Origin of the sequence: Saprospira grandis DSM 2844, assembly GCF_000275825.1 — a bacterium.
GTDB classification, from domain to species: Bacteria; Bacteroidota; Bacteroidia; order Chitinophagales; family Saprospiraceae; genus Saprospira; species Saprospira grandis_A.
Window position 1 is genome coordinate 1 of sequence record NZ_JH719941.1, and the last position, 25,685, is coordinate 25,685.

The following is a 25,685-nucleotide window of genomic DNA, read 5'->3' on the forward strand; positions in this document are numbered from 1 at the left end:
CCTTGGGGTTTGCTATTTGCGACCAGTTGGCCGTTTAAAGCCCCTAGCGGCCCGCCTAAGCGATTTAAATCCCTTTGTGGTGTATTGGGTCCAGACGGTTGGTGAAAGTCGCTTAGAAGCGAACTGAGGGCCTTTTGGGTGGGTGGCTGCTTGGCCTTGGCGAAAACTGGGGGCGAATCTGAATTTTGAAAAAAAAATGGCCCCTTCTCGTCATTGGGGTTTGCTATTTGCAACCAGTTGGCCGTTTAAGCCCCCTGGCGGCCCGCCTAAGCGATTTAAATCCCGTTGTGGTGTATTGGGTCCAGACGGTTGGTGAAAGTCGCTCATAAGTGAACTGAGGGCCTTTTGCGCTGCTGGCCTCATTTTGCGGACAGAGGCGAGCGCAGCGAGCCGGCTTAGGGATGGGCAGCAGTGGCCGGCAGGCCAGACCCAGCCCCAAAAAACGCTCGGCGTTTTTTGGGGCGCAGGGCCGAGCGAATAGCGAGCTGTGAGACAGCCCGACCCGCAGGCCCAGAGGGCCGAAGGGGAAGCCCCTAAATAGCGTTATTAAATTGATTTAAAACCTGCTACTTGAAAATATTAGGGCCTTGGTTTTTGGCTTAACTTGCCCTAAGTTATTGATTTTCAGTATAAAGATTTCTTTATTTAACGGAATCTTTATTTCGTTAATTCTTTAATTAAAGAATTCGTTATATATACGAAAAATGTTTATTTGGGCCAGTTTTGGGCCTCTAGTTCTATGCATTTAAGCAGACTTAAAAAGTCTTGAAAGCTGTCTGTAAACAGGCTCATTTTTGGAGATTTCAGTTGAGTAAAAGCCTCTAAATCTTGGGCATTTTGATAAGCTTCTAGGCAGCCAAACAAATATAAATTGCTTTTTAGTTGATGTAGTAGTTGGCTAATTTTGGACCAATTATTATTGATTTTGGCGCTTTTTAGGGCTGCTTGCATCTGTTGAAGTTCTTGAGCGAAATCAAGAAGAAAGGGGCGCCATTGTTCCTCTTCTTGGCCCACTAACTGTTTTAGGCGACCTAATTGGATGTGTAGAGCAGTCATATTTTGCTATTTATTCTTCTTGTTCTAAGATGCGGTAAATGGTGGATTTTCCGATACCTAGGGCCTGAGCGGCTTTGACAACATGATTCTTTTGGACATAGAGTTGATGCCTAATAATTTGTCGTTGGTAGGCTTGCATGCTGCTTCCGTTTTTGATCCATTGTTGGACCTCTTGTTTAAAGTCATCTTCTAGCCAAAGGTCTTTACTCTTAATAAAACGGCCAGTGCTCAGTAGGGCCGAGCGTTCGATCAGTTGTTTGAGCTCGCGGAGGTTTTCGCTAAAGTACCAATTTTTCAGGCGGTTTTGTGCCGATTTTTGCAGGCTCTTTAGCTGCAGGCCCTGCTCTTCACAAAACTGTCTTAAAAACTGCTGGCTAAGCTGAATCAATTCGCCTTTTCCTCTTTCTGACAAAGAGGGAATGCGTAGTTTCCTTTCTTTTAGTTGCTGGAGTAGTTGGCTAGAAAACTTCTTTTGTTCTTGCAAATAATCGAGATCTTTGCTGCTACTCAGATACAATTTTTGGTTGAGAAAAACGGGACTATCGCCTTGGGGTAAAATGTATTTTTCTTCTTTTAATAATTTGGCCAATAGTTCTTGTAAGTCAAAGGGCAGTAGCTCTATATGTTGAATCAAGAGGGCCTGAAATCCTCGGCTAGAGAGCAGGCCAAAATGCCGTTCACGGCCTTTTTTTTTGCCTTGGCCAAAAAGCAAGCGCTCCAAATCTTCCAGTTTGTGGTCCATCAGGCTAACCCTCATAAAGGGCTCTTGCTCGAAGGGAGAAAGGCCATGCATGGCCCCCGCCAACCAGCTTTTTCCGCTACCTGCTGGCCCTTGCAAAAAGACAAAGTCCTTGCTTTGGGCCAAAAGTTTGGCTCGTTTAAAGAGACGAATCATCAGTTTGCTTTGCCCCCAAAGCCCTAGCTCGGCAAATTCGGCCAAAATAGCCTCCTCTTCCTGATCCAAGGCCATTTGCTCCTTCCACCAAGCTTGCAGAAAGGGCAAAAGCTGCTGCACAAAAATGGCGAAAGGCGCCCGAAATACCAACACCTGCCGAGCCAATAAATCTTGATAATCTTCCCAGCTGATTTCGGGCGCCCAGCAAAATATTTGCCCCAATTGACGCACTTGACTGGCACTCAAATCAGCCAAAGCCGAAAAAGGCAAAATAGAAGCTCCCAGTTTTTCCTCCCCCAATTCCCAATGCTTTATGCTTTGCAAACTGGCCAGTAGCACTTGCTTTTCTGCTTTGGGCCAAGCCCATAATCCCAGTCGTAAAGGCGCTTTCATCAGATAAAAATTGAAGAAATAAGAGGATGTTTATTTTTTGGGGCCTCCTGCCTGCGGCAGGCGCTACGTTTCGCAGCTCGCAGGTCTGCTCGGCCCTTCGGCCTAACGGCCTCGGTCTGCGGCTTCGCCGCCCCCTTTCGCATCGCTAGGCCGAGGGCCCTTTCCAAGCCTTAGGCAAAAGTTGGGGCTTTTTTGTAATTTTGGAAAACGCTCGATTTCCTTTGGGCCAAAATGAAAATAAAACTTATGCCTAGTTTAGAAAAAGAAAGCAAAAAATCTCAAATTTATCGAGCCGCCGCTCAACTCTTTAAAGAAAAAGGCTATCAAGCAGCTTCCATGCGCGACCTAGCCGAGCGAGTAGAGCTTCGAGCCTCTAGCCTATATAACTACATCGGATCCAAAGAAGAGATTTTGCAGCAAATTTGTTTTGAACATGCCCAAGATTTTCTCAAAGCCATGCAAGAGGTCGAGCAGCTGCCCATTAGCCAAGGCCAAAAAATTGAACGCCTGCTGCGCTTCCATATTCGCAAGGCCCTCAAAGAGGTCAGTAGCCTAACGGTCTTCAATGATGAGTGGAAACACCTCAGTAGCCCCCAACTCGAAGAGTTTAGAGCCCTGCGCAAAGATTATGAAAATCGCTTTAGATCCATTATTCAGCAAGCCGTAGCTAAGGAAGAATTGCCAAATTTAGATACAGAGCTCTTGCTTTATGCCCTGCTCAATGCTATTCACTGGCTACCCAATTGGAATCATCGGAATAGCGAACTTACCGCCAGCGAATTAGAGGAACAAGTGCTGCGCATTTTGCTCAAAGGAATTCAAAAATAAATGCTTGAAGGCCTTTTTTTTGAAACCAAATTTATAGAAACGAACATTTGTTCGTATTATTTAGCTCGCCCAATTCAATCAAGAGAAATAAACTACTTATGGAAAGCAATATGAGCACCCAAATCGATAAGGCGACTTTGCGCCAATCTTTCTTTTTGGCCAGCCAAGCTAGAGCTATGGCCAGCCTTTATGAAGATAATTTCAAGTTGGTCTCTAAGTATGTGCATGCCACTTCTAGAGGGCATGAAGTTTTGCAAGTGGCCTTAGGTAGCCAATTGCTTCCTCAAGATTTTGTGGCCCCCTATTACCGCGATGATGCACTTTTGCTGGCTATTGGTATGCAGCCCTATGATTTGATGCTGCAATTGCTCGCCAAAGCAAATGATCCCTTTTCTGGAGGCCGAACGTATTATTCGCACCCCAGCCTAAAGGATGAGGATAAACCCAAAATTCCCCACCAATCTTCGGCCACAGGGATGCAAGCTATTCCCACCACCGGAGTAGCCATGGGAATCCAGTACAAAGAAAAAATGGGCCTTTATACCGAAGATTTTCAGGGCCAACTCCCTATTGCAGTTTGCTCTTTGGGCGATGCTTCAGTTACAGAGGGTGAGGTGGCAGAAGCTTTCCAAATGGCCGCCCTCAAACAGTTTCCCATTTTGTATGTGGTCCAAGATAATGGCTGGGATATTTCTGCCAATGCCGAAGAAACCCGCGCCCAAAATGCCTTTGAATATATTCAAGGTTTTCACGGCATCGAGGCCCGCCAAATCCAAGGCAATAACTTTTTAGAGAGCTATCTCGAGATTCAAGATATTCTGCGCATCATGCGCAAAGAACGTCGCCCCTTTTTACTACACGCTTCGGTGCCCTTGCTCAATCACCACACTTCTGGAGTGCGTATGGAGTGGTATCGAGACGACCTCGAAGAACAGCGCAAATTAGATCCTACACCCATTTTTATCCGCCAAATGCTCACTGAAGGCTTTAGCCAAAGCGATATTGAAGAGATCGAACAAGCCGCCAAAGAAAAGGTACAAGCCGATTTTGAACGCGCCCTGGCCCAAGAAGACCCTCAAGCAGAAGATATTTTTAAACATGTTTATGCCCCCACGCCTGTTAGCAGCGAACAAGGCGAACGCCGCCCAGCCAATGGAGAGGAAAAAGTGATGGTGGATTCTGCTCTCTTTGCCGTTCAAGAACTCATGGAGGACCACCCCGAATGTTTGCTCTATGGCCAAGATGTGGGCGGCCGCTTAGGTGGGGTCTTCCGCGAAGCCGCCACCCTGGCCCAAAAGTTTGGCGATGACCGAGTGTTTAATACGCCCATCCAAGAGGCCTTTATTATTGGAAGTACGGTGGGCATGGCCGCTACTGGCCTTCGCCCTATCGTAGAGGTCCAGTTTGCCGATTATATCTGGCCCGGCCTCAATCAGTTGTTTACAGAGGTTAGCCGGTCTTACTACCTCTCTAACGGAAAATGGCCCGCAAGCATGATTCTCCGTGTGCCTATCGGCGCTTATGGTAGTGGTGGACCCTATCACTCTTCTAGCGTAGAATCAGTCCTCACTAATATCAAAGGAATTAAGATTGCTTACCCTAGTAATGGCGCCGACCTAAAAGGCTTGATGAAGTCGGCTTATTTAGACCCCAATCCCGTCGTCATTTTTGAACACAAAGGGCTGTATTGGTCTAAGGTGCCTGGCACCGCCGCCGCCCGAACGATTATGCCCGATCGCAATTATGCTTTGCCTTTTGGCCAAGCCAATATGGTCCTAGAAGCCAGCGAAGATAAAAAGGCGGAAGGCCCCGTGGCTTTGGTCGTTTCTTATGGTATGGGCGTGCATTGGGCCCTTAATGCGGCCAAGGCTTTCCCCGGCCAAGTTTCCATTCTAGATCTCCGCACTTTGGCTCCTCTAGATACCGAAATGATTTATACCCAGCTCAAAAAACATCACCGCTGCCTAGTCCTCACCGAGGAGCCTGTAAATTGCACTTTTGCCCAAAGTATCGCCGCCCGAATCCAAGAAAATTGCTTCGAGTCACTCGATGCCCCCGTCCAAACTTTAGGCGCAGAAGATTTACCCGCTATCCCTTTGCACGAAAATCTAGAAAAAGCCATGCTCCCCTCTAGCCAAAAGGTCCAAGCTGCTTTAGAAAAGTTACTGAAGTATTAGTTGGGGCCTCCCGCCTTCGGCGGGCGCTACGTTTCAGGGCTCGCAGGTCTGCTCGGCCCTTCGCCAGCAAGCTGGCTTGGTCTGGCCCTGAGGGCCACCCTTGTACATCGCTAGGCCGCTCCACCAAATAGCTAAGGCTGGGCCTTTTTCTTTGGCCGCCTAACCACTGAAGATTGAATTTAAAAAACACTGACTATATATGACCGAATTATATCCACTCCAATTGTCTGATGTTCGCCAAGAAACAGAGGATTGCCGCTCTTTGGCTTTTGCCATCCCCCAAAACCTCCAAGAGACGTTTAAGTTTGTTCAGGGCCAATACCTGACCCTGCAAACCAAAATCAATGGAGAAGATGTTCGCCGTAGTTACTCGATTTGCTCTAGCCCCCTAGACCAAGAGCTTCGGGTGGCCGTCAAATTATTGCCCGGCGGTAAGTTCTCTACTTTTGCCAATGAAACTCTAAAGGTAGGTGATGAGCTCTTGGCTATGCCCCCTATGGGAAATTTCTATACAGATTTAGACCCCCAACAAAGTAAACACTATTTCTGTGTGGCCGCAGGTAGTGGCATTACACCCATGATGTCGATTATCAAAACGACCCTAGAAACAGAACCCAATAGCCAGATTACTTTGCTTTATGGCAATAAAAATACCCGAAATATTATTTTTCATGAGCAATTAGAAGGCCTGAAAAATAAGTACTTAGAGCGCTTTACGATCATTTATATCCTCAGCCGCGAAAAACTAGATGAAGATATCCTTTTTGGCCGCATCGATGCCCAAAAGTTTGAGGCCATTAGCCAAACTTTGGTCGATCTCAATACAGTTGATGAATGTTTCCTTTGTGGACCAGAAACCATGATTCTTGCCCTCAAAGAAGGCTTGGCCAATAAGGGCATTCCTCAAAAAAATATTCACTTTGAACTGTTTGGAACCAACCAAAAGGGCCAGAAAAAACCAGAAATTAAAAAAGAAAACCAAGGGAAAGTCGCCAAAGTAGAGGTCCGTGTAGATGGCCGCAGCTTTATGTTTGATTTGCCCTTTGGCCAAGATAATTTATTGGATGCCTCTATGAAGGAAGGTGCTGACCTGCCCTTTGCTTGCAAAGGGGGCGTTTGCTGCACCTGCAAGGCCCGACTCAAAAAAGGTGAAGTGGAGATGATGGTCAATTATGCCCTAGAACCAGAAGAGGTAGCCGATGGCCTCGTTCTCAGTTGCCAAGCTTACCCCAAATCAGAAGAAATCATGCTCGATTTTGATGATATTTAATTGAGCGTACGAACAAGCGTTCGTATTTTTCCTTATATTAAAGAATCGAGCCTTAAGTCTATCCTGACTAAGATGATAAAATAGAATATTTATGACCAAGTCAATCAATATTGCAAAATTAGAAGCGCGTTTTCAAGCTAAGGTAGATGCCGAACAAAAAATAGAGCCCAAAGATTGGATGCCAGAGGCGTACCGCAAAACCCTAATTCGCCAGATTTCTCAGCATGCACACTCTGAAGTAGTGGGTATGCTACCTGAAGGAAACTGGATTTTGAGAGCGCCCAGCCTCCGCCGTAAAGTGGCCCTTTTGGCCAAGGTGCAAGATGAAGCCGGCCACGGCCTTTACCTGTATAGCGCTGCCGAAACTTTGGGCATCAACCGAGATGAGCTATTTGAGCAATTGCTAACTGGCAAGGCCAAATATTCTAGCATCTTTAATTACCCCACCCAAACTTGGGCCGATATCGGAACGGTGGGCTGGTTGGTTGATGGTGCAGCCATTATGAACCAAGTAATGCTAACCCGCACCTCTTATGGTCCTTATGCCCGCGCTATGGTGCGCATTTGTAAGGAAGAAAGTTTTCATCAGCGCCAAGGCTACGAAATTCTTTTGGCCCTTAGCCAAGGCACCGAAGAGCAGCGAAAAATGCTACAAGATGCCGTAAATCGCTGGTGGTGGCCCTCTCTCATGATGTTTGGACCAAGTGATGCAGAATCTACGCATTCTGCCCAATCTATGGCCTGGAAAATCAAGCGAAAATCAAATGATCAACTCCGCCAAGAGTTTGTCGATGCAACGGTCCGCCAAGCCGAATACTTGGGCGTAACTTTGCCCGATCCAGACCTCAAATGGAATGAAGAAAGAGGCCATTACGATTTTGGCAAAATCAATTGGGATGAATTTTGGGCCGTGGTTAAAGGTCGAGGACCTTGCAATAAAAATCGCCTGAAAACAAGACGCAAAGCGCATGAAAATGGCGCCTGGGTCAGAGAAGCTGCTATGGCTCATGCCGAGAAGCGAGCCGCCCGCCAAAAGGAAGAGGGCATCGCCTAAAACGGAATTGGCCTAGCGATGTGAAAGGGTGGCGCAAAGCGCCAGACCAAAGCCGCCAAAGGCGGCTGCAGGGCCGAGCAGACCTGCGAGCCCTGTAACGTAGCGCCGACGAGCGAAGCGAGGCGGAGGCCCCAAAACATTAAAAATAACAAGCAATGGATAAGAAATCATGGCCTCTATGGGAGGTGTTTATCAGAAGTAAATCGGGTTTGCAGCACAAACATGTGGGCAGCCTGCATGCCGTAGATGCACAAATGGCCTTAGAAAATGCCAGAGATGTATATACGCGAAGAAATGAAGGTTTGAGCATCTGGGTGATCCCCTCTAGCCAAATTGTGGCCTCTGAACCCGAAGACGAATATATCTTCGAGGCAGCAAAATCTAAGGTGTATCGCCACCCCACTTTCTATGATATTCCCGATGAAGTGGGCCATATGTAGCCCTATTTGCTCAGACCAAAAAAACTGAATCTTATGGATCAAGCTGCCGCCTTACTGGACTATGTCCTCCGATTGGCAGATAGCAACCTCGTTTTGGGCCAACGCCTAGCAGAATGCTGTGGACACGCCCCAGAACTAGAGTTAGATATTGCACTCACCAATATTTCTTTGGACCTAATGGGCCAAGCGCGCTCACTTTATCAATATGCCGCCGAGCTGAAGGGCAATGGCTGCACAGAAGATGATTTGGCCTATTTTCGGACCGAAAGAGAGTTTCGCAATCCCCTCCTAGTAGAGTATCCCAATGAGGATTTTGCCTATACTATTTTGCGCCAATTCCTTTTCGATGCCTATAATCAACTCTTTTATCAGGCCCTAGAAAATAGCAGCGATGCCCGCCTAGCAGAAATCGCCCGCAAGTCGATTAAAGAAATTCGCTACCATCTTCGCTTTAGCGCCGAATGGTGCATCCGCCTAGGCGATGGCACCGAATTGAGCCGCCAAAAAATGCAAACGGCCCTAGATGACCTTTGGGATTATACCGCCGAGCTTTGCACGCCCAATGCTACCGATCAGACGCTTTTGTCTACTGGCATTGCCGTGGATTTAGAACAGCTCAAAGCGCCTTATTTTGAGCGAGTAGAAGAAATTTTGACCAAAGCTACCCTCAGAAAACCCGATTATGAACCCTTCCAACAAGGAGGAAAAGAGGGCAGTCATACCGAATTTTTAGGCCACCTTTTGGCCGAATTGCAGGTGCTTCAAAGAACCTATCCAGGAGCAGAATGGTAATGTTTTGGGGCCTCCGCTGAATATAATGTTGCGGCGGTTACTCCCTTCGGTCGTCGAACTGCGCCCTAAAGGGCTTGTTGTGGCCAGGCCCGCACTTGGCCCATTAAAGAAATAAAGATTCCGTTATTTCTTTAATCCGTTAATTCTTTATTTAAAGAAATCTTTATCCCATTATGGCGGTACAAATTGCAGAAGTAGAAGGCTATTTGGCTCAGGTCAAAGATCCCGAAATTCCGGTCCTATCGGTTTTGGATATGGGCGTGGTCCGGGCCATTCGCCCCTTTGAAGAAGAGGGGGTAGAAATCGACTTGACGCCGACTTATTCGGGCTGTCCCGCTATGAGTACCATTTCCTTTGATATTGTAGCAGAACTAGAGGCCCAAGGCATTCATCCCGTAAAAATCAACATGGTGCTTAGTCCAGCCTGGACCACCGACTGGCTGACGGAAGAGGGCCGAAAAAAACTGCGGGCCTATGGCATTGCTCCTCCTGAGGGGCAGGCGGGCCGCATCGATGCACTTTTTGGGGAGGCGCCAAAACCCGCCTGCCCCCGTTGCGATTCTAGAAATACGAAGCAGTTGAGCCAGTTTGGCTCTACCGCTTGCAAGGCCTTGTATCAATGCCAAGATTGCAAAGAGCCTTTTGACTACTTTAAATGTCATTAAAAAGCAAATATGTCTGACTTACTACTGAAAAAACAAGAAGGGGCCATTTTAGAGCTGTCGCTCAATCGGCCCAAACAATATAATAGTTTCAATCGCCCGATGGCTTTGGCCCTTATTGCCGCTTTGGAAGAAGCCGCTGCGGACCAAAGCGTTCGGGTGATTGTGTTAACGGCCCAGGGCAAAGGCTTTTGCGCTGGCCAAGACCTCAATGAAGTGACCGACCCCAATAATGGGATTAACTTTGAGGCCATTTTAGAAGAGCATTACAATCCCATTATTCGCCTAATTCGCCAGACCGAAAAACCCATTATTGCCGCTTTGCAAGGAGTGGCTGCTGGCGCAGGAGCCAATATCGCTTTGGCTTGTGATTTTGTAGTTTGTAGCGAAAAGGCCAGCTTTACTCAAGCTTTTAGCAAAATTGGTTTGGTACCCGATAGCGGCGGAAGCTATATTTTGCCCCGCTTAGTAGGTTGGCAAAGAGCCAACGCTATGCTCATGCTCAGCGAGAAGTTTACTGCTCAAGAAGCCCTAGAGCTAGGGATGATTTATAAAGTAGTGGCCGCAGAGGAACTAAACTCCGCCACTCAACAATTGGCAGAGCGCTTGGCCAATATGCCTGGTCAAGCTTTGGGTTGGACCAAACGCCTGCTCAATGCTTCTATTACGAATACCTTAGAAGAACAGCTCGATTTAGAATCGGACTTGCAAATTAAAGCAGGCTATTCGCCTGACTTTAAGGAAGGGGTGGCCGCCTTTTTAGAAAAACGTGCCCCCAAATTTAATCAAGACAAATAAAGTGATTTACATGAAAGTTGCTGTTATTGGAGCTGGATCTATGGGCAGCGGCATTGCTCAAATTGCCGCCACTCAAGGCCATTCTGTATACTTATATGACAAGTTTCCACAGGCCCTAGAAAAGGCCCTAGGAAAGCTAAAGAAAATTCTCAATCGCTTAGTTGAAAAAGGGCGTTTGGACCAAGAAGAGGCCAAAGCCATTTATGGCCGAATTGAGCCCATCTCTGAACTCGAAAAATTGGCCGATTCGGGCCTAGTGATTGAGGCCATTGTGGAAAATCTGGAGATTAAGAAGGCCGTTTTTCAAGAGCTAGAAAGTCTAGTGGCCAAGGATTGTATTTTGGCTTCTAACACCTCTTCGCTTTCTATTGCTTCTATTGCAGCAGCTTGCCAGCATCCAAATCGAGTATTGGGGATTCACTTTTTTAATCCCGCTCCCTTGATGAAGCTGGTCGAAATTATTCCAGCGGTCCAAACGGCCAATGAGGCCACCCAAAAAGCCAAAGCAATTATTGATGGCTGGGGCAAACTGACCGTATTGGCCAAGGACACCCCAGGCTTTATTGTCAATCGGGTGGCTCGCCCATTTTATGGCGAAGCCCTTCGCATTTTAGAAGAGGGCATTGCTGATGTGGCCACTATTGATTGGGCCATGAAGGAGTTGGGAGGTTTTAGAATGGGCCCTTTTACCCTTATGGATTATATCGGGAATGATATCAATTATACCGTGACCGAAACCGTTTTTAAAGCTTTTTATTACGATCCTCGCTATAAGCCTGCTTTTACGCAAAAGCGCTTGGCTGAGGCGGGATTCTTGGGCCGAAAAACGGGCCGTGGCTATTATGATTATGCAGAAGGCGCAACCGCCCCCGCTCCACAAAAAGAGGAGCTGTTGGGCCAGCAGATTTTGCACCGCATTCTGGCCATGTTAATCAATGAAGCTGCCGATGCCCTCTTTTGGCAGGTAGCTAGCGCCAAGGATATTGATTTGGCCATGACCAAAGGCGTCAATTATCCTAAAGGATTATTGGCTTGGGCCAATGAATTGGGCGCCGCTCATTGTGTAGAGCAACTCGATGCCCTTTATGATACTTATCGAGAAGATCGTTATCGCTGTTCGCCTTTGTTGAGAAGAATGGCCCAAGAAAATACCTCTTTTGATGTCTAAAGAAAAAGCAGAATGGATCGTGGGCGAACAGATGTTGGCCAAAGATGCCTTTAGCCAATGGCTAGGCATTCAGGTAGATGAAATTCGCCCAGGTTTTGCCGAGCTAAGCATGCGGGTTCGTCCCGAGATGACCAATGGTTTTGGTATTGCGCATGGCGGCATTTGCTATTCTTTGGCCGATACAGCCTTGGCTTTTGCGGCCAATGCACATGGTCCAAAAAGCCGCTCGATCAATACCTCTATTGTGCATACTTTGGCGGTGGCGGATGGCGAAAAATTATTAGCGAGGGCCGAAGAAGAGTATTTGCACCCCAAATTGGCCCATTATAAGGTCCATATTTATAACGGAAAAGGCGAACAAGTAGCCATTTTCCAAGGCTCGGTTTACCGCTCTTCTAAAAGCTGGACCCCAGAGGAGCTGGCCTAGCCGAGACAGGCGGCGAAGCCGCCGCAGGCTTAGGGATGGATAGCAGTGGCCGTTAGGCCAGACCCAGCAGGCGAAGCCTGCGCAGGGCCGAGCGACCCGACCAACGGGAGCCGACGCAGCGAAGCAAGTAACAGCGAGCTGCGACAACCAGCCCCTAAAGGGGCGCCAGTTCGACGACCAACGGGAGTACCCAGCCCGACCCGCCCGCAGGGCGGGGAAGCCCCCCTATTTTAAATGCGTTCTAAGAGAACAACAAGCAACAACAATATGTCTAAAGCAAGTTTTTTGGTGGATGGTGTACGCACGGCCATCGGTAATTTTGGCGGGACTTTATCGCCCGTTCGGACCGATGATTTGGCGGCCCATGTGATTAAGGAATTGGTGGCCCGCCATCCCAATATTTCGCAAGATAGTTATGATGATGTGATTTTGGGCTGCGCCAATCAGGCCGGAGAAGACAACCGAAATGTGGCCCGTATGGCGCTTTTGTTGGCCGGTTTGCCTTATTCGGTACCCGGCGAAACGGTGAATCGACTTTGTGCTTCGGGTATGTCAGCGGCTATTCATGCGCATCGGGCCATTATGGCGGGCGATGGCGATCTGTTTTTGGCTGGCGGCGTGGAGAACATGACCCGCGGTCCTTGGGTCATTTCTAAGGTCTCAAAACCTTTTGGCCGAGATGCGCAGATGCATGATTCTAGCTTTGGTTGGCGCTTTGTGAACCCCAAAATGAAAGAAATTTATGGGGTAGATGGTATGGGCGTAACGGCCGAGAATTTGGTCGACCTTCACCATATTTCAAGAGAAGATCAAGATCTTTTTGCCTATCGCTCTCAAATGAAGGCGGCCGCCGCTCAAGAAAAAGGCATTTTGGCCGAAGAAATTGTGCCGATTGCCATCAAAAGGCGCAAGCAAGAGGACCTTATTTTTGATCAAGATGAGTTCATCAAACCCAATTCTAGTCTAGAAGTTTTGGGCAAGTTGCGGGCGGCTTTTCGCAAGGAAGGCGGTAGCGTGACGGCGGGCAATTCTTCTGGTCTCAATGATGGCGCAGCGGTCAACCTTATTGCTTCGGCAGCAGCGGTAGAGCGCTACCAATTGCAGCCCTTAGCCCAAATTATTAGCTCGGCGGTGGTGGGCGTAGAGCCTCGAATTATGGGGATCGGTCCCGTAGAAGCTAGCCGAAAAGCCTTGGCCAAAGCTGGACTCAGCCTCGATCAAATGGATGTGATTGAGCTCAATGAGGCCTTTGCTGCCCAAAGTTTGGCTTGCACTCGTAGCCTCGGTCTAGCCGATGATGATCCCAGAATTAACCCCAATGGCGGCGCGATTGCCATTGGCCATCCCTTGGGGGTAACGGGCGCCCGCATTCTGTTGGCTGCCGCTCGAGAGTTGCAGCGCAAAGGCGGAAAATACGCTTTGGTGACGATGTGTATTGGCGTGGGTCAAGGTTATGCAACTATCATCAAAAATGTAAATGTATAAGGTGTTTTGGGGCCTCCGCTGCGGCTTCGCCTTGCGGCGCTACGTTTCGCAGCTCGCTATTCGCTCGGCCCTTCGCCAGCTTCGCTGGCTCGGTCTGGCCTTCGGCCACTGCTGCACATCGCTAGGCCAAATAACAGTCTTGCGCTTTGGCCCTAAAATTTACAACTAGCTGATAAGTAGCTATTTGGGCCAATAAAGATTTCTTTAATTAAAGAAATAAAGAATTAACGGAATAAAGATTTAAAGAAATAAAGAAGATGTCAACAACTCCCAATATTCCCAACTTTGCGTTGGGGCAATGGCAGCCACATGAAGGCGAAGGCATTGCACAATACAATGCCATTACGGGCCAATTGATTAGCACCGTAGGCAGCCAAGGTTTAGATTATGCGGCCATGGCTCAATACGCCAGAGAAGTCGGTAACCGCAATTTGCGCAAAATGACTTTTCACCAAAGAGGTAGAATGCTCAAGAAATTGGCCTTGCACCTTTATGGAATGCGCAAGAAATATTATCCCCTGAGTTACCAAACTGGGGCCACCAAAGTCGATAGCTGGATTGATATTGATGGGGGAATTGGGACGCTCTTCGCTTATGCTTCTTTGCGTAAAAAATTTCAAGACCAACCCTATTTTGTAGATGGCGAAACGGCTCCTTTGTCTAAAGAAGGGACCTTTGTGGGCCAACATATTATGGTCCCTCGTCGTGGGGTGGCCATTCATATCAATGCCTTTAATTTTCCCATTTGGGGAATGCTAGAGAAATTGGCGGTCAATCTTTTGGCCGGTATGCCTGCTATTGTCAAACCTGCTGAGCAAACTTCTTATTTGACCCAAGCCATGGTGCAAGATATTGTGGCTTCTGGCATTTTGCCCGAGGGCGCTTTGCAGTTGGTTTGTGGTTCTGGGGTTGGCATTTTGGATCCGGTGACTTCTCAAGATGTGGTGACCTTTACGGGCTCGGCTAGTACGGGCCGTATGCTCAAAAGCTTGCCCCAAATTCTCGAGCAGGCGGTTCCCTTTAATATGGAAGCGGACTCTTTGAACTGTTCTGTTTTGGGCCTCAATGCCTTGCCCGGCACGCCCGAATTTGATCTATTTATCAAAGAGGTGCGCAAAGAGATGACCGTAAAAGCAGGACAAAAATGTACGGCTATTCGCCGCATTTTGGTCCCTCGCCAGCAAATGGATGCGGTCCAAGAGGCGTTGAGCCAACAATTGGCCAAAACAGTAGTGGGCGACCCTCAATTAGAGGGGGTGCGCATGGGCGCCTTGGCGAGCAAAGAGCAGGTTGCCGAAGTGCGCAAACAAGTTGGTCTTTTGTCAGAAGAAAACGAATTAGTTTTTGGCCAAATGACCGACTTTGACGTGATGGGCGCTTCTGCAGAAACAGGGGCATTTTTGGCCCCTATGCTCATGCGTTGTGCAGATGGTTTCAAAGCCAGTCGAGTACATGAACTAGAAGCTTTTGGTCCAGCCAGTACCTTGATCCCTTACGATAATACAGAAGAAGCTGCGGCCTTGGCCCGAATGGGAAAAGGCTCTTTAGTAGCCTCTATTGTTACTGCAGACGACACAGAAGCTAGAGATTTTGTCATGGAGGCGGCTAGTCATCATGGGCGTATTTTGATTCTCAACCGCGATTCGGCTAAAGAAAGCACTGGACATGGTTCGCCCATGCCTTTATTGAGCCATGGCGGTCCTGGACGAGCAGGTGGTGGAGAAGAAATGGGCGGAATCCGTGGTGTTAAGCATTATTTACAGCGAACCGCCTTGCAGGGAAGTCCAAGCAGCCTTTCTAATATCACGCAAACCTATCAGTATGGTGGCCGCTATATTGAGGACCAAGTTCATCCTTTCCGCAAGCATTTTGAAGAATTGCAGGTAGGCGAAACTTGGATCACGCACAAACATACCGTTAGCGAGACCGATATTACCAACTTTGCCAATGTGAGCGGCGACAACTTTTATGCGCATATGGATGCCACCTCTTTGGAGGGGACCATTTTTGAGCAGCGAGTGGCACATGGTTATTTTGTCTTGGCCAAGGCCGCCGGTTTATTTGTTGAGCCCAGAAAAGGGCCGGTTTTGCTCAATTATGGCTTAGAGGAATGCCGCTTTGTCAAGCCCGTTTATCCAGGAATGACGATTGGTGTGCGCTTGACGGTTAAGGAAAAAGTGGCCCAAGAAAAGCGAGAGCCAGAAGATATTGCTAAGGGCATTGTCAAGTTTTTGGTAGATGTCTATGATGAAACTGGCGAAAGTGTGGCCATTGCCACCATTTTGACTATGGTCAAGATGTTGGACCAAAATGGAATTGACTAAATTTGGGCGTAGAGGCGGGCCGAAGGCCCGCCTGGCCTAGCGATGTGCAGCAGTGGCCGAAGGCCAGACCGAGCCAGCGAAGCTGGCGAAGGGCCGAGCAGACTTGCGAGCTGCGAAACGTAGCGCCTGCCGAAGGCAGGAGGCCCCAAAACATTAAAATATAGTATAAAAACGAGATAGCATGGAAGATAAGAGGCAGTTAGGAAAAGTAGAATTGGCGGTAGAGAAAGGCGTGGCAAAAATTAGTTTTTACCATCCTGCGCATAACTCTTTGCCTGGGAAATTGCTGGCCAAATTGGCCAATACGATCACGGAAGTATCGGCTATGGAGGCGGTAAAAGTGATTGTTTTGCAGAGCGAGGGTAATCGCACATTTTGTGCGGGAGCTAGCTTTGATGAATTGATTTCGATTAAGGATTTGGAGACCGGAAAGGCCTTTTTTATGGGTTTTGCCAATGTCATCAATGCTTGCCGCAAATCTTCAAAATTGATTATTGGCCGAGTACAGGGTAAGGCGGTAGGCGGCGGAGTTGGTTTGGCTTCTGCCTGCGACTATTGTTTTGCCACCAAATACGCCTCCGTAAAATTGAGCGAATTGGCCATTGGTATTGGTCCTTTTGTGGTGGGGCCAGCGGTAGAGCGCAAAGTGGGACTATCGGCTTTTTCGCAAATGGCCATCAATGCGACACAATGGTATTCGGCAGAATGGGCCAGAGAAAAAGGACTCTTTACCGAAGTATTTGAGCGTGCGGAATTGATGGATGAGGCCATCTTGAAATTGAGCTTCAACTTGTCAAATTCTAGCCCTGAGGCCATGCAAGAGCTCAAAGGAATTTGCTGGAAAGGCAGTGAAAACTGGGATGAGCTTTTGGCCGAGCGAGCGGCCATTAGTGGGCGTTTGGTCCTTTCGGAGTTTACCGTAAATGCCATCAATGACTTTAAGGCCAAGGCCTAAGCAAAAGCGAAAAACATGTTTTACGAGTTTAGAGGATACCGCCCAGTGGTGCATGAAACGGCTTTTGTGCACCCTCAGGCCAATGTAACGGGCAATGTGTTCATTGGAGCGCATTGTTATATTGGGCCGGGGGCTGTTTTGCGTGGAGATTGGGGAGAAATTCGCTTAGAAGAGGGCTGCAATATTCAGGAAAACTGCGTGGTCCATATGTTTCCGGGCCGCTCGGCTTATTTTGGAGCTGGGGCGCATGTGGGACATGGAGCCATTATTCATGGGGCGCATTTGGAAGAAAATACGATGGTCGGTATGAATGCGGTTTTGATGGATGATGTTCGCCTAGGGGCCCATAGTATTGTGGGCGCTTTGAGTTTCTTAAAAGGCGAAATGCAGATTCCGCCTCGTTCTTTGGTGGTTGGAAATCCCGCCAGAATTATCAAAGAGCTAAGCGATGAAATGATTGCTTGGAAGCGAAAAGGGACCGGACTTTACCAGCAATTACCCAAAGATTGCCAAGAGAGTTTAAACGTTTGCGCGCCACTACGGCAAGCAGAAGAAGGGCGGCCTGGCCGTCAAGCTTTTGCCGAATTTGAAAGCCTGAAGCGAACAAAGCGGAAATAAATGAAAAAGCCCCTGCAAATTGTAGGGGCTTTTTTATGGCTAAGTTGTTTCTGTTTCTCTAAAAGAGAATTGAATATCAATGTTTAATCCAGCTAAAATCTTTAAAAGAGAGGAGAATTGAATATCTGCCTTTTTATTTTCTACTCTTGATATATAGCTTGCTTTTAGTCCTGTTTTTTCGGCTATATTTTCTTGCGTGAGTCCTGCTTGCTCCCTTATTTCTTTGATTAGCCCAAATATTTCCATGGCTTTGTCTTGACGAGCACTAATGTTTTCGGCAGGAATTTCATTCATCTCCTCATTAAAATGCATAAGCAAACTAGCAGTGCTAAAATTTGCTCTTTCCTTTGTATTAGGAGCGCCATACTTTTGACTAATCAGTTCATTGACACTAGTTATTTTCTTCATAGAATTTTATTTTTGCTTGTTTGCAATAGCTATGTGCCTGTTATAATCTTTAGTTCCTTTTTTTAGGGAAAAGTTTGTAAGGATAAAAGGAGTAAAAGCTTTTTTTCTTCCATTGTGTCGATTTGCTTAATAACAGGAGCTTAAAATCTGAACTTACCATCTAATAAATGTATTATTGCCCTTGTTAAGCTATGCTTCCTCCTCTCTAGCAGATCCATCTGCTATGATGAAAGTTAGTAAAAGATTTCAGTTTTTAACTGAATAGACTCACTGCAGCCAGCGCATATGCGCTGGCTTTTTTATGGCCAAAATTTACTGGTCCCTCAACTTTTTCCTTTTAATAAGAAAAAAGTGAAAAAGTCATTAAAGCTGCTTTTATAGGAGGGGAGCTAGCTGTATAATTTGGGGCCCGCGGCCAGCAAAGCTGGCCGCCGCTATGCTGCGCGGCTCGCAGGTCTGCTCGGCCCTGCAGCCGCCTCTGGCGGCTTTGGTCTGGCCCTTTGGGCCACCGCTGCGCAGCGCTGGGCCGCTCATCCATTTTTTTCAGCCTATCTTTTTTCTTTGGCCATTTTTTGATAAAAAATTTAAGCTAGTCAAGGCATTTTTAAAGGCATATAGCCGCTTGTTTTTTGTGCAAAATTTTGCTTCAATGGTTTTGGATTTAAAGCTAAATGCCTGATTTACAGCGAATAGTAGCAATAAAGAAATCTTTAATTAAAGAATTAACGAAATAAAGATTCCGTTAAATAAAGAATTAAAGATTTAAAGAAATAACGGAATCTTTATTGCTGCCGTGGACCAATTTTGCAGTTAGAGGCGGCGAAGCCGCCTGGCTGAGGGATGGTAAGGGGGGGCGGCGCAGCCGCAGACCCAAGGCAGGCATCGCCTGCCTGCAGGGCCGAGCGAAGAGCGAGCCCCGACACAGCCCGACCCGCCCGCAGGGCGGGGCAGCCCCAAAACAAAAAAGCCCTTCCCAAAAAAGGAAGAGCTTTATAAAGTGAGTATTTTGTCTTTAATTAGGGGCTGACCACCGCCAAAGAGGGAAAAATGCTGGCCAAAATGGGGCGCAAACCGCTGAGGAAAAACTCTACGGCGATCACCATCACGATCAGGCCCATCAGGCGGAGCATAATTTTGTTGCCCGTTTCGCCCAGCCATTTCGAGATGGTTGAAGAGGCATATAAAATGGCATAAGTGAGGGCTAGAATAAGGGCCATACTGCCAATGAGAATAAATTTTTGAGCAATATTATCGGCATCCTGCATCAGGATAATCGAGTTGGTGATTGCGCCGGGGCCACAAATAAGCGGAATGGCCAAGGGCGTAATGGAAATATCGGTAACATAAGATTTTACTTCTTCCTCACGGACCTTAATGCGGCCCAAGCGGGCTTGCAACATATCGGAGCCCATTTGGAAAAAGATGATTCCGCCCACAATGCGAAAAGCATTGGCCGAAATACCAAAAAAGGAAAACAAAAGCTGCCCAGAAAGGGCAAAGGCCAACATAGTTAGGAAGGCGGCAATGACGGCTTTTTTTGCTGTGGCCCGCTGCTGTTGTTTTGTCAATTCGCTGGTCATGGTCATAAAGACAGGCATAGTGCTCAATGGATTGACAATAGAAAAGTAGGAGGTGAAGGCCAAAAGGCCAAAAGCCAAGTTTTCGCTCATTGTAGTTGTTTTTTTATTGCGAATGAGTTGGATTTGTTTTGCGGGGCAAATCTAGAGCAGCAGACTAAATTTTTAGCGTTTTTTCCTTAAAAAAATCTATTTTTAGAAAATTGAACTGCTAAACTGTTTTTTAGCAGGAAATATTTTTTTTTGCCTACTCAAAAAGGCCCTGCCAAAGTAATTTTCTCCTTATTTAAAGAAAACATTAAGCCGCATGAAACTGGACCCCACTGATTTGAAGATCTTGCAACTTTTGCAAGCCGATGCCAAGTTAAGCATCAAAGAAATCTCGGCTGATTTGGGCCTGAGCAGCACGCCCGTATATGAGCGCATCAAGCGCTTGGAAAAGCGAGGATATATTAAAGGCTATGTGGCCTTGGTCAATCGAAAAAAAGTAGAAATGGGCCTAATGGCCTTTCTCTCGGTTTCCCTAAAAGAGCATTCGCAAACGGCCCTCTTAAAATTTGAGCAGGAGATCAGCAAATTCCCTAAAGTAATGGAGTGCTATCATATTGCGGGGCAATACGACTTCATCCTCAAGATTGTGGTCCGCGATATGCAAGATTATCACGACTTCACTTTTAATCGCTTAGCGGCCATGGATAATATTGGGCATGTGCAGACCGATTTTGTGATGAATGACATTAAGTACTCGACTGAAATCCCTTTAATTTAAAACAATATGTTTTAAAAAGGGCCGGTAAATTTTTTTAAGCAGCAATAACTTGCTATAAACTAGCCTGTAAAGCGCTTTTAGCTTGCTTTTGGGCCAGCAAACAGCAGAGCGGCAGCGGCAAAAAGTTGGAATTTCTTGCAGAATTGAAACAAATTGTTTTAAATTTGTGTAGGAAATGGCAACTCATCTTGCTCACCAATCAAAACAATCGCTATGCTTGAAAAAAATCTCAGCCTTTTGCGCCACAATATTGCTGTGGTCTGGAAAAACCCCAAAAGCTTGCTCATTTATCCACGACAAATGAGCAGAAAAGCCAAATTTCAATGGGTCGTTTTAGGTAGTTTGGCCTTTTTGCTCTCTCAAAGAGAATTGTCTTTTCAATTATCTTTATCTGTACCCGAAGTTTTAGAAACTGGCCAAGCTGAATTGCCCCCAACTACAGCTCGCCCACAACTTGCTGCAATACAAACTGTTGCAGCTCCTTGGTGGAAACAGATTAAGGAAAAATCTAAAGACATTAGAGATAAACTCAATTTGGCCAATGCCGCAACTGCCGTAGGTGCCGCTTTGAGTACAGAACAACAAGCCGAGGCGGCCAAATATTCTAATTTGGGCTTTGTGCTCAACCCAACTTTACCCAAACGCTTGGGTGTATCTGCTGAAGTTGTTGCTTTTAAGGTAAAAAAGTGTACTGATTATGTAGATAAATACGCCAAAATTGCTGTGGAAGAAATGGAGCTTTACGGTATACCCGCAAGTATTACTTTGGCTCAGGGGTTATTGGAAAGCAATGCCGGTGATAGCCGCTTGGCCAAAAATGAAAACAATCATTTTGGCATCAAATGCAAGAAAAAATGTTTGGGCTGCCGATGTGCCAACTATACCGACGACGATAAATATGATATGTTCCGAATTTTTGAATCGCCCTGGTACAGCTTTAGAGAACATAGCAAATTGCTACAAAGCAAACGTTATAAGCACTTATTAAAATTAGAAATTACAGATTACAAAAACTGGTCTCGTGGCTTGCAATCTGCTGGCTATGCGACCAATCCAAAATATGGCGTTACGCTTATCGAAATTATAGAAAAACTGAACCTACAACGTTTTGATAAGGCTACAAATTAGAGCTGCTGATTGTTAATTTTTCAAGCCGAAGGGCCCTAGATTTTTTCTAGGGCCCTTTTTTTTCTTGATTTTCAGCTGCTTAGCTCAATAAAGAAATCTTTATTTAAAGATTTAACGAAATAAAGATTCCGTTAAATAAAGAATTAAAGAAATAACGGAATCTTTATTTTTTGGGTCCATCTTTTTTGCGCCAGCCCTTTTGTTTGAGCCATCGATTGAGGTTGGAGGGGGTTGTTTTATAGCGGTCGGCAATATAACGTTGGCTGCTGCCCTGGGCCAAAAGCGCTTGAATTTCGGGCCAAAAAGGATCGAGTTTAGAGCGGCCGGGTCCTTTGGGTCGGCCCAAAGGCAGGCCCTTAGCTTTGCGAGCGGCTAGGGCTTCTTTGGTTCGTTGGGCAATTAGGTCACGCTCAATTTCGGCGGCCATAGAAAAGACCAGGGCCATAATTTTACTCTGCAAACTTTCGTCGAGTTGCCAGCCGCCCTTAACCGCATAAATCCGAATTCCTTTTTTGAGGGCCAATTGCAAGACCTCCATAATTTCCAACATCGAGCGGCCAATCCGAGAGAGCTCATTAACGATGATCGTATCGCCTTGCTCCAATTCTTCAATAATTTGGCCCAGCCAGCGCTCCCGCCAATTTTTTCGGCCCGATACTTTTTCGGCAATAAAAAAGACCTTGCCCAAATTTTTATCATTGGCCAAAAATAGAATCTCGGCCTTATTTTTCTCTAAATTTTGTTCTTTTGTAGACACCCGCAGGTAGGCCAGAGCCTTTGCGCCTTTTTGCCGCTTAAATTTTTGCCAAACGGCCTGATTTTCTGCCATAATGCTGCTTTTTTAGCAAAATTCGCTAAAAACCATTAAAGACCTAGTTTTTAGACAATTTTTATTGTTAATTTATCCGTGAATTATTTTACAATTTTTATTATAAAATAATGGAGGGTTTTTAATAAATTTTTTAGGATTTGGGGCCCGCGGCCAGCAAAGCTGGCCGCCGCTATGCTGCGCGGCTCGCAGGTCTGCTCGGCCCTGCAGCCGCCTGTGGCGGCTTTGGTCTGGCCCTTCGGGCCACCGCTGCGCAGCGCTGGGCCAAACAAACGCCTTGCGCTTTGGCCTAAATACTTGATCTAGAGTGTCTAGCAGCAATAAAGAAATCTTTAATTAAAGATTTAACGAAATAAAGATTCCGTTAAATAAAGAATTAACGGAATCTTTATTGCCGCCATGGACCAATTCTGCATCTAGAGGCGAGTTCATGAGGGGTTTAGCCCTCATTTATAAATCATCGCGAAGCGATACCATTTTGCTGTGGGTTTCCACCCACAGTATCGGCTGAGGGATGGTAGGGGGTGGCCGAAGGCCAGACCAAGCTTTTGAGCGTAGCGAAAAAGCGCAGGGCCGAGCGAACAGCGAGCCCCCGCACAGCCCGACCCGCCCGCAGGGCGGGGCAGCCCCAAAACATCAAAAAACTATGAAAACAAATTTGTTTGTCCTCAGTATATTGCTTCTTTTTGCTGCCTGTAGAGGGCCAAAACCTCAAAACCAAAAGGAAGTTGCAGCTTTTGCCCTAGCGCAATTGGATTCGGGCCGCATAGATTGCTTTGCCCCTCATTTTGACTCGATCGAGCAGCGCTGGACCTTCTGTGAGGGCTCGGCTTTGGCCTATTGGGCCGATCATTTTTATTTGGTTTCGGATAAGTCTTTGCCGCCAAATTTGGGGAGTCCTTTGCTCAAAATGGAGGCTCCTTTAGCTGGAAAAGCCCAGTATTTTCCGGCCAATTATTTGGCTGAAGTAGAAAAACTGGAAGCCCTGGCTGCTGGGCCAAAAGGACTTTGGGCCATGACGGCATTTGATCGTTTGAAAGCTGATGATTGGGCGGGATACAACCAACTTTGGTTTTGGAAAAATGGCGAAAAACAGCCCTTTTTAGTGGGGGCAGAAACGCAAGAAAGCTCTGGGCAAAAGGGGAGTTTGGCCCTGCAAAAGGCCATTAAAGAGCATTTGGGCCAGCCTTATTTTAAGCTAGAAGGCTTGGCAGAGGGGCCCAATCAACAGCTGTTTTTGGGCCTGCGTGCCTTGGGCAAAAGCTATAAAGAATTTGACTATCAGCGGCGCATTTTATGCTTAAAATACGACTATAATGCAGCGGGAATACCCGTTTTGGACCTCAATATCGAGGAGCTAGCGCTTGATTTGCCCAGCTGGGCCAAAGACTTGCCTTTGGGGCTTTCTTCCTTAGAATATCGAGCAGAAGAGCAGGCTTTTTATCTAGCGACGAGCATGGAAATCGAGGGCCAAGCTTTGAGCAGTTATGTTTGGCGTTTTCCCTATCAAAAAGGGTCAAAAAAGGCGGATTTAGCGGTTTTGCAAGGGGCCAAAAAACAGCCCTTTAAGGTTCCGCATAAGGCAGAAGGCCTTTGTTTTGGGCCAAAAGGCGAGCTTTACTTGCTTTTTGATGATGATCGGGAGTTGCTCTGGGGGCGGCAGCCGCATCAGTTGGATTATTATCGTTTGCGCTATTGATTTAAAGCTTTGAAAATAGATCTAGTGAGCCCTTTAATATAGGTTTTCAACTCCTTGTAGTTAATAGCTCTTTCTTCTTCAGGGAGTGTTAATTTGAGTTGCTCAAAATTACCATAATGGTAATCAAAATCTATAGTTATTAAAAAGGCGAGAGGAACCTGTTTTTTACTGAAAATAGTCTTTAGTAACCTAAGATTATCTTCAGCGCACAAATCGTTATCTGTAATTCCTTTCTTAGTCATTAAGATCATGATATCATAAAAGTCTTTTGGTCGAGGGGTTCTATATTTAGGATTGCGCCCAATAAGCTCAGGATAATGGATATCTTGTTGACAAATAGCCCTTAATTTTTCAAAAATGACCATTGCTGGACTGTATATATAAATGTATACAGATTCAAAATCAGTTTCTAGAGCTTGTTCGCAATACTCAAAAAGACTGAGGTCTATTTTAAAAACGGTAGAACCTTTTTTACCTACAGCCAATGCTCTTCTTCTGCAATCCTCTAGGTTACTTTCTTTATCTATAGCTGTTGAGCTCAATTTGAATTCAACTTCGTAGCCACCCCAAAATGAAGCATATTTTTGATCTTGAACCTTAGGTTTTTCCTTAAATTTATAATCAAACAAATAGTAACGTTCTGATTCAAGCCCTTGCTCAAAGCCCTTTTTAAGTACATCTTCTATACGTTGAGCAATATTTTGCTCAGAAATGACCGATCGATTATCAACAGTCAAGGAAAAGTCAATATCTATTGAGGGGCGTTTTGTTACTCCCCAGATTAGTTCGAGTAATGTACCTCCTTTTAATACAAGAAAATCCGCAAGTTGATCATCTTCATATAAAGAGTTAATAATTATGGTCTTTATTTGGTTAATGAACTTTTGAGAAGGTGTTGGATTAGCCATTTATGATTAAGTGTTTAGGGTAAAAAAGCTGCCATTTTTCAGAAAATGAAGTTTCTTTCATTTGATAATGTAAGTAGAACCTTTTTTCGATATTAAATCGCTGCAATATTTTTTCATAGTCCTTCTGAGGATAACCACTGATTTCAAGATAAAAACCAATAGCTTGATGATAAGGATAGTTAAGCTTCATCCTTTTTAAATAAGAAGTTAGCCTATTGATTGATAGCTGCTCCTTTGCCAACTCAAAGGCTTTTATAATTTCTAAGACCCCTCCACTATAAGCAGGGCGTATACTACAATCAATGAGTGTGCGCTCTAAATTAGATACCCTTAATTGTTCTTGATCATTTAATAAAAGCTGCTCAACCCCTAATTGTCCTTGATTTGCAGATTTTAATAAAAAAACCTGCTCTGTTTTGTATTGACAAAAATTTGTAGAAATGCGTTGCGCTTTTTTAAAGGCTAAATCAATAGCAGTCTGATGGATGTCTTCAGCTTTTATTGTAGGTTGTTTTCTCTCAATACTTAGGTAATGGCTTGTAGCAAGCTGCTCTGTTAAGTTATGTATTTGAAGGGCCGAATAATGACTAAAATACGCTTGAGGTCCTAAAGCTAAAAGTAACTCTCTAAAAGAGTTTGGCCCCCAACTAAATAGACGTTTTTTTTGTCTTGGAAAATTAAATATCTGCTCCTCTAAACCTATTTCTCTTTTTGCCTCTGCTATAAATTGTTCAAAGTTCATACTTTGAGCTAAGTCCCAACTATATCGGTAACGATCAAAAAAAAGCTGTAGCTCTTTTAATCCATAAATGCTTTTTTCTGCAAGCTGAAAACTTTTAACAATTTTAGGCTTTGCAATACTAAACTTTGTTTTTCTAGGCATTGTTATAACTTTTATAAGTTGCATATATGCAACTTATATTTCATTAAAGCTAAGGTTTTTTATTGATAAAACGGCTATTTGGAGCAACTTTTTACAAAAAATCTACGTTTAAAATACATATATGTATTTTAAACTACTAGAT

At 45.8% G+C, this 25,685-nt stretch carries 24 protein-coding genes; 17 read left to right on the plus strand and 7 right to left on the minus strand.

All coding sequences use genetic code 11. The annotated features are described in order from the left end of the window. Window positions 1-708 precede the first annotated feature (708 nt). Window positions 709-1,056, minus strand: a complete 348-nt coding sequence (locus SAPGRDRAFT_RS00005; protein ID WP_002656127.1) for an Hpt domain-containing protein — start codon at window positions 1,054-1,056, stop codon at window positions 709-711. A gap of 10 nt (window positions 1,057-1,066) precedes the next feature. Next, window positions 1,067-2,344: a sigma 54-interacting transcriptional regulator gene (locus tag SAPGRDRAFT_RS00010; protein WP_002656129.1), complete on the minus strand. Its 1,278-nt coding sequence runs from the start codon at window positions 2,342-2,344 to the stop codon at window positions 1,067-1,069. A gap of 246 nt (window positions 2,345-2,590) precedes the next feature. On the opposite strand from SAPGRDRAFT_RS00010, the gene SAPGRDRAFT_RS00015 reads away from it, so the two are divergent. The 14 genes from SAPGRDRAFT_RS00015 to SAPGRDRAFT_RS00080 all read left to right on the plus strand — a co-directional run bounded on the left by SAPGRDRAFT_RS00015 (window position 2,591) and on the right by SAPGRDRAFT_RS00080 (window position 17,342). After that, window positions 2,591-3,172 carry a TetR/AcrR family transcriptional regulator gene (locus SAPGRDRAFT_RS00015; protein WP_002656130.1) on the plus strand — a complete coding sequence of 194 codons (582 nt, stop codon included), beginning with the start codon at window positions 2,591-2,593 and terminating at the stop codon, window positions 3,170-3,172. Between the two features lie 98 nt (window positions 3,173-3,270). Then, window positions 3,271-5,349, plus strand: coding sequence for an alpha-ketoacid dehydrogenase subunit alpha/beta (locus SAPGRDRAFT_RS00020; protein WP_002656132.1), 2,079 nt, complete (start codon window positions 3,271-3,273; stop codon window positions 5,347-5,349). Window positions 5,350-5,548: 199 nt separating this feature from the next. Then, on the plus strand, window positions 5,549-6,619 hold the full coding sequence (paaE, locus tag SAPGRDRAFT_RS00025; protein WP_002656134.1) for a 1,2-phenylacetyl-CoA epoxidase subunit PaaE: 1,071 nt from the start codon (window positions 5,549-5,551) through the stop codon (window positions 6,617-6,619). Window positions 6,620-6,710: 91 nt separating this feature from the next. Then, complete coding sequence (paaA, locus tag SAPGRDRAFT_RS00030; protein WP_002656135.1) at window positions 6,711-7,673, plus strand: 1,2-phenylacetyl-CoA epoxidase subunit PaaA; 963 nt, start codon at window positions 6,711-6,713, stop codon at window positions 7,671-7,673. A 155-nt stretch (window positions 7,674-7,828) separates the two neighbouring features. Next, window positions 7,829-8,113: a 1,2-phenylacetyl-CoA epoxidase subunit PaaB gene (gene paaB / locus SAPGRDRAFT_RS00035; protein WP_002656138.1), complete on the plus strand. Its 285-nt coding sequence runs from the start codon at window positions 7,829-7,831 to the stop codon at window positions 8,111-8,113. Between the two features lie 33 nt (window positions 8,114-8,146). Continuing rightward, a complete protein-coding gene (paaC, locus tag SAPGRDRAFT_RS00040; protein ID WP_002656140.1) occupies window positions 8,147-8,905 on the plus strand; it encodes a 1,2-phenylacetyl-CoA epoxidase subunit PaaC in 759 nt (252 codons plus the stop codon). A gap of 173 nt (window positions 8,906-9,078) precedes the next feature. Beyond that, entirely contained in the window at window positions 9,079-9,570 is a 492-nt protein-coding gene (gene paaD, locus SAPGRDRAFT_RS00045; protein ID WP_002656141.1) for a 1,2-phenylacetyl-CoA epoxidase subunit PaaD, read from the plus strand. A gap of 9 nt (window positions 9,571-9,579) precedes the next feature. Next, window positions 9,580-10,365 carry an enoyl-CoA hydratase-related protein gene (locus SAPGRDRAFT_RS00050; RefSeq protein WP_002656143.1) on the plus strand — a complete coding sequence of 262 codons (786 nt, stop codon included), beginning with the start codon at window positions 9,580-9,582 and terminating at the stop codon, window positions 10,363-10,365. Window positions 10,366-10,375: 10 nt separating this feature from the next. Then, window positions 10,376-11,533 (plus strand): 3-hydroxyacyl-CoA dehydrogenase NAD-binding domain-containing protein, encoded by a 1,158-nt coding sequence (locus SAPGRDRAFT_RS00055; protein WP_002656145.1) that lies wholly within the window; start codon window positions 10,376-10,378, stop codon window positions 11,531-11,533. Next, the gene (locus tag SAPGRDRAFT_RS00060; RefSeq protein ID WP_002656147.1) at window positions 11,526-11,960 is read left to right on the plus strand and encodes a PaaI family thioesterase; all 435 of its coding nucleotides are present in this window, start codon (window positions 11,526-11,528) and stop codon (window positions 11,958-11,960) included. Before SAPGRDRAFT_RS00055 ends, SAPGRDRAFT_RS00060 begins: the two co-directional genes overlap by 8 nt. Before the next feature lie 267 nt (window positions 11,961-12,227). Further along, complete coding sequence (locus tag SAPGRDRAFT_RS00065) at window positions 12,228-13,445, plus strand: acetyl-CoA C-acyltransferase (RefSeq protein ID WP_002656150.1); 1,218 nt, start codon at window positions 12,228-12,230, stop codon at window positions 13,443-13,445. 257 nt (window positions 13,446-13,702) lie between these two features. Further along, window positions 13,703-15,769 carry a phenylacetic acid degradation bifunctional protein PaaZ gene (paaZ, locus tag SAPGRDRAFT_RS00070; protein ID WP_002656153.1) on the plus strand — a complete coding sequence of 689 codons (2,067 nt, stop codon included), beginning with the start codon at window positions 13,703-13,705 and terminating at the stop codon, window positions 15,767-15,769. Between the two features lie 181 nt (window positions 15,770-15,950). Further along, window positions 15,951-16,724 (plus strand): enoyl-CoA hydratase/isomerase family protein, encoded by a 774-nt coding sequence (locus SAPGRDRAFT_RS00075; RefSeq protein WP_002656156.1) that lies wholly within the window; start codon window positions 15,951-15,953, stop codon window positions 16,722-16,724. Between the two features lie 15 nt (window positions 16,725-16,739). Continuing rightward, window positions 16,740-17,342, plus strand: coding sequence for a transferase hexapeptide repeat family protein (locus SAPGRDRAFT_RS00080; RefSeq protein ID WP_002656157.1), 603 nt, complete (start codon window positions 16,740-16,742; stop codon window positions 17,340-17,342). A gap of 39 nt (window positions 17,343-17,381) precedes the next feature. Here SAPGRDRAFT_RS00080 and SAPGRDRAFT_RS00085 read toward each other — a convergent pair whose 3' ends face one another. Further along, window positions 17,382-17,750 (minus strand): helix-turn-helix domain-containing protein, encoded by a 369-nt coding sequence (locus SAPGRDRAFT_RS00085; RefSeq protein WP_002656159.1) that lies wholly within the window; start codon window positions 17,748-17,750, stop codon window positions 17,382-17,384. 1,016 nt (window positions 17,751-18,766) lie between these two features. Next, a complete protein-coding gene (locus tag SAPGRDRAFT_RS00100) occupies window positions 18,767-19,420 on the minus strand; it encodes a MarC family protein (RefSeq protein WP_002656161.1) in 654 nt (217 codons plus the stop codon). A gap of 214 nt (window positions 19,421-19,634) precedes the next feature. Here SAPGRDRAFT_RS00100 and SAPGRDRAFT_RS00105 point away from each other — a divergent pair, with 214 nt between their 5' ends. Then, the gene (locus tag SAPGRDRAFT_RS00105; protein WP_002656162.1) at window positions 19,635-20,096 is read left to right on the plus strand and encodes an Lrp/AsnC family transcriptional regulator; all 462 of its coding nucleotides are present in this window, start codon (window positions 19,635-19,637) and stop codon (window positions 20,094-20,096) included. 213 nt (window positions 20,097-20,309) lie between these two features. Then, window positions 20,310-21,224: a glycoside hydrolase family 73 protein gene (locus SAPGRDRAFT_RS00110; RefSeq protein ID WP_002656164.1), complete on the plus strand. Its 915-nt coding sequence runs from the start codon at window positions 20,310-20,312 to the stop codon at window positions 21,222-21,224. A gap of 163 nt (window positions 21,225-21,387) precedes the next feature. Here the strand turns inward: SAPGRDRAFT_RS00110 and SAPGRDRAFT_RS00115 are convergent, their stop codons facing one another. Continuing rightward, window positions 21,388-22,053 carry a recombinase family protein gene (locus tag SAPGRDRAFT_RS00115; RefSeq protein ID WP_002656166.1) on the minus strand — a complete coding sequence of 222 codons (666 nt, stop codon included), beginning with the start codon at window positions 22,051-22,053 and terminating at the stop codon, window positions 21,388-21,390. 646 nt (window positions 22,054-22,699) lie between these two features. Between SAPGRDRAFT_RS00115 and SAPGRDRAFT_RS00125 the strand changes: the two genes are divergently transcribed. Next, a complete protein-coding gene (locus tag SAPGRDRAFT_RS00125) occupies window positions 22,700-23,752 on the plus strand; it encodes a hypothetical protein (RefSeq protein WP_002656168.1) in 1,053 nt (350 codons plus the stop codon). On the opposite strand, the gene SAPGRDRAFT_RS00130 is transcribed toward SAPGRDRAFT_RS00125, so the two are convergent. Next, window positions 23,746-24,660: a nucleotidyl transferase AbiEii/AbiGii toxin family protein gene (locus SAPGRDRAFT_RS00130; RefSeq protein ID WP_002656170.1), complete on the minus strand. Its 915-nt coding sequence runs from the start codon at window positions 24,658-24,660 to the stop codon at window positions 23,746-23,748. The genes SAPGRDRAFT_RS00125 and SAPGRDRAFT_RS00130 overlap by 7 nt on opposite strands. Further along, window positions 24,653-25,567 (minus strand): type IV toxin-antitoxin system AbiEi family antitoxin domain-containing protein, encoded by a 915-nt coding sequence (locus tag SAPGRDRAFT_RS00135; protein ID WP_156001771.1) that lies wholly within the window; start codon window positions 25,565-25,567, stop codon window positions 24,653-24,655. The genes SAPGRDRAFT_RS00130 and SAPGRDRAFT_RS00135 overlap by 8 nt, the downstream gene beginning before the upstream one ends. Between the last annotated feature and the right edge of the window lie 118 nt (window positions 25,568-25,685).

Excerpts from the sequence above, each read along its gene's own strand:
- SAPGRDRAFT_RS00005 (WP_002656127.1), bottom strand. The coding sequence starts at position 1,056 with ATGACTGCTCTACACATCCAATTAGGTCGCCTAAAACAGTTAGTGGGC.
- SAPGRDRAFT_RS00010 (WP_002656129.1), bottom strand. The coding sequence starts at position 2,344 with ATGAAAGCGCCTTTACGACTGGGATTATGGGCTTGGCCCAAAGCAGAA.
- SAPGRDRAFT_RS00015 (WP_002656130.1), top strand. The coding sequence starts at position 2,591 with ATGCCTAGTTTAGAAAAAGAAAGCAAAAAATCTCAAATTTATCGAGCC.
- SAPGRDRAFT_RS00020 (WP_002656132.1), top strand. The coding sequence starts at position 3,271 with ATGGAAAGCAATATGAGCACCCAAATCGATAAGGCGACTTTGCGCCAA.
- paaE (WP_002656134.1), top strand. The coding sequence starts at position 5,549 with ATGACCGAATTATATCCACTCCAATTGTCTGATGTTCGCCAAGAAACA.
- paaA (WP_002656135.1), top strand. The coding sequence starts at position 6,711 with ATGACCAAGTCAATCAATATTGCAAAATTAGAAGCGCGTTTTCAAGCT.
- paaB (WP_002656138.1), top strand. The coding sequence starts at position 7,829 with ATGGATAAGAAATCATGGCCTCTATGGGAGGTGTTTATCAGAAGTAAA.
- paaC (WP_002656140.1), top strand. The coding sequence starts at position 8,147 with ATGGATCAAGCTGCCGCCTTACTGGACTATGTCCTCCGATTGGCAGAT.
- paaD (WP_002656141.1), top strand. The coding sequence starts at position 9,079 with ATGGCGGTACAAATTGCAGAAGTAGAAGGCTATTTGGCTCAGGTCAAA.
- SAPGRDRAFT_RS00050 (WP_002656143.1), top strand. The coding sequence starts at position 9,580 with ATGTCTGACTTACTACTGAAAAAACAAGAAGGGGCCATTTTAGAGCTG.
- SAPGRDRAFT_RS00055 (WP_002656145.1), top strand. The coding sequence starts at position 10,376 with ATGAAAGTTGCTGTTATTGGAGCTGGATCTATGGGCAGCGGCATTGCT.
- SAPGRDRAFT_RS00060 (WP_002656147.1), top strand. The coding sequence starts at position 11,526 with ATGTCTAAAGAAAAAGCAGAATGGATCGTGGGCGAACAGATGTTGGCC.
- SAPGRDRAFT_RS00065 (WP_002656150.1), top strand. The coding sequence starts at position 12,228 with ATGTCTAAAGCAAGTTTTTTGGTGGATGGTGTACGCACGGCCATCGGT.
- paaZ (WP_002656153.1), top strand. The coding sequence starts at position 13,703 with ATGTCAACAACTCCCAATATTCCCAACTTTGCGTTGGGGCAATGGCAG.
- SAPGRDRAFT_RS00075 (WP_002656156.1), top strand. The coding sequence starts at position 15,951 with ATGGAAGATAAGAGGCAGTTAGGAAAAGTAGAATTGGCGGTAGAGAAA.
- SAPGRDRAFT_RS00080 (WP_002656157.1), top strand. The coding sequence starts at position 16,740 with ATGTTTTACGAGTTTAGAGGATACCGCCCAGTGGTGCATGAAACGGCT.
- SAPGRDRAFT_RS00085 (WP_002656159.1), bottom strand. The coding sequence starts at position 17,750 with ATGAAGAAAATAACTAGTGTCAATGAACTGATTAGTCAAAAGTATGGC.
- SAPGRDRAFT_RS00100 (WP_002656161.1), bottom strand. The coding sequence starts at position 19,420 with ATGAGCGAAAACTTGGCTTTTGGCCTTTTGGCCTTCACCTCCTACTTT.
- SAPGRDRAFT_RS00105 (WP_002656162.1), top strand. The coding sequence starts at position 19,635 with ATGAAACTGGACCCCACTGATTTGAAGATCTTGCAACTTTTGCAAGCC.
- SAPGRDRAFT_RS00110 (WP_002656164.1), top strand. The coding sequence starts at position 20,310 with ATGCTTGAAAAAAATCTCAGCCTTTTGCGCCACAATATTGCTGTGGTC.
- SAPGRDRAFT_RS00115 (WP_002656166.1), bottom strand. The coding sequence starts at position 22,053 with ATGGCAGAAAATCAGGCCGTTTGGCAAAAATTTAAGCGGCAAAAAGGC.
- SAPGRDRAFT_RS00125 (WP_002656168.1), top strand. The coding sequence starts at position 22,700 with ATGAAAACAAATTTGTTTGTCCTCAGTATATTGCTTCTTTTTGCTGCC.
- SAPGRDRAFT_RS00130 (WP_002656170.1), bottom strand. The coding sequence starts at position 24,660 with ATGGCTAATCCAACACCTTCTCAAAAGTTCATTAACCAAATAAAGACC.
- SAPGRDRAFT_RS00135 (WP_156001771.1), bottom strand. The coding sequence starts at position 25,567 with ATGCAACTTATAAAAGTTATAACAATGCCTAGAAAAACAAAGTTTAGT.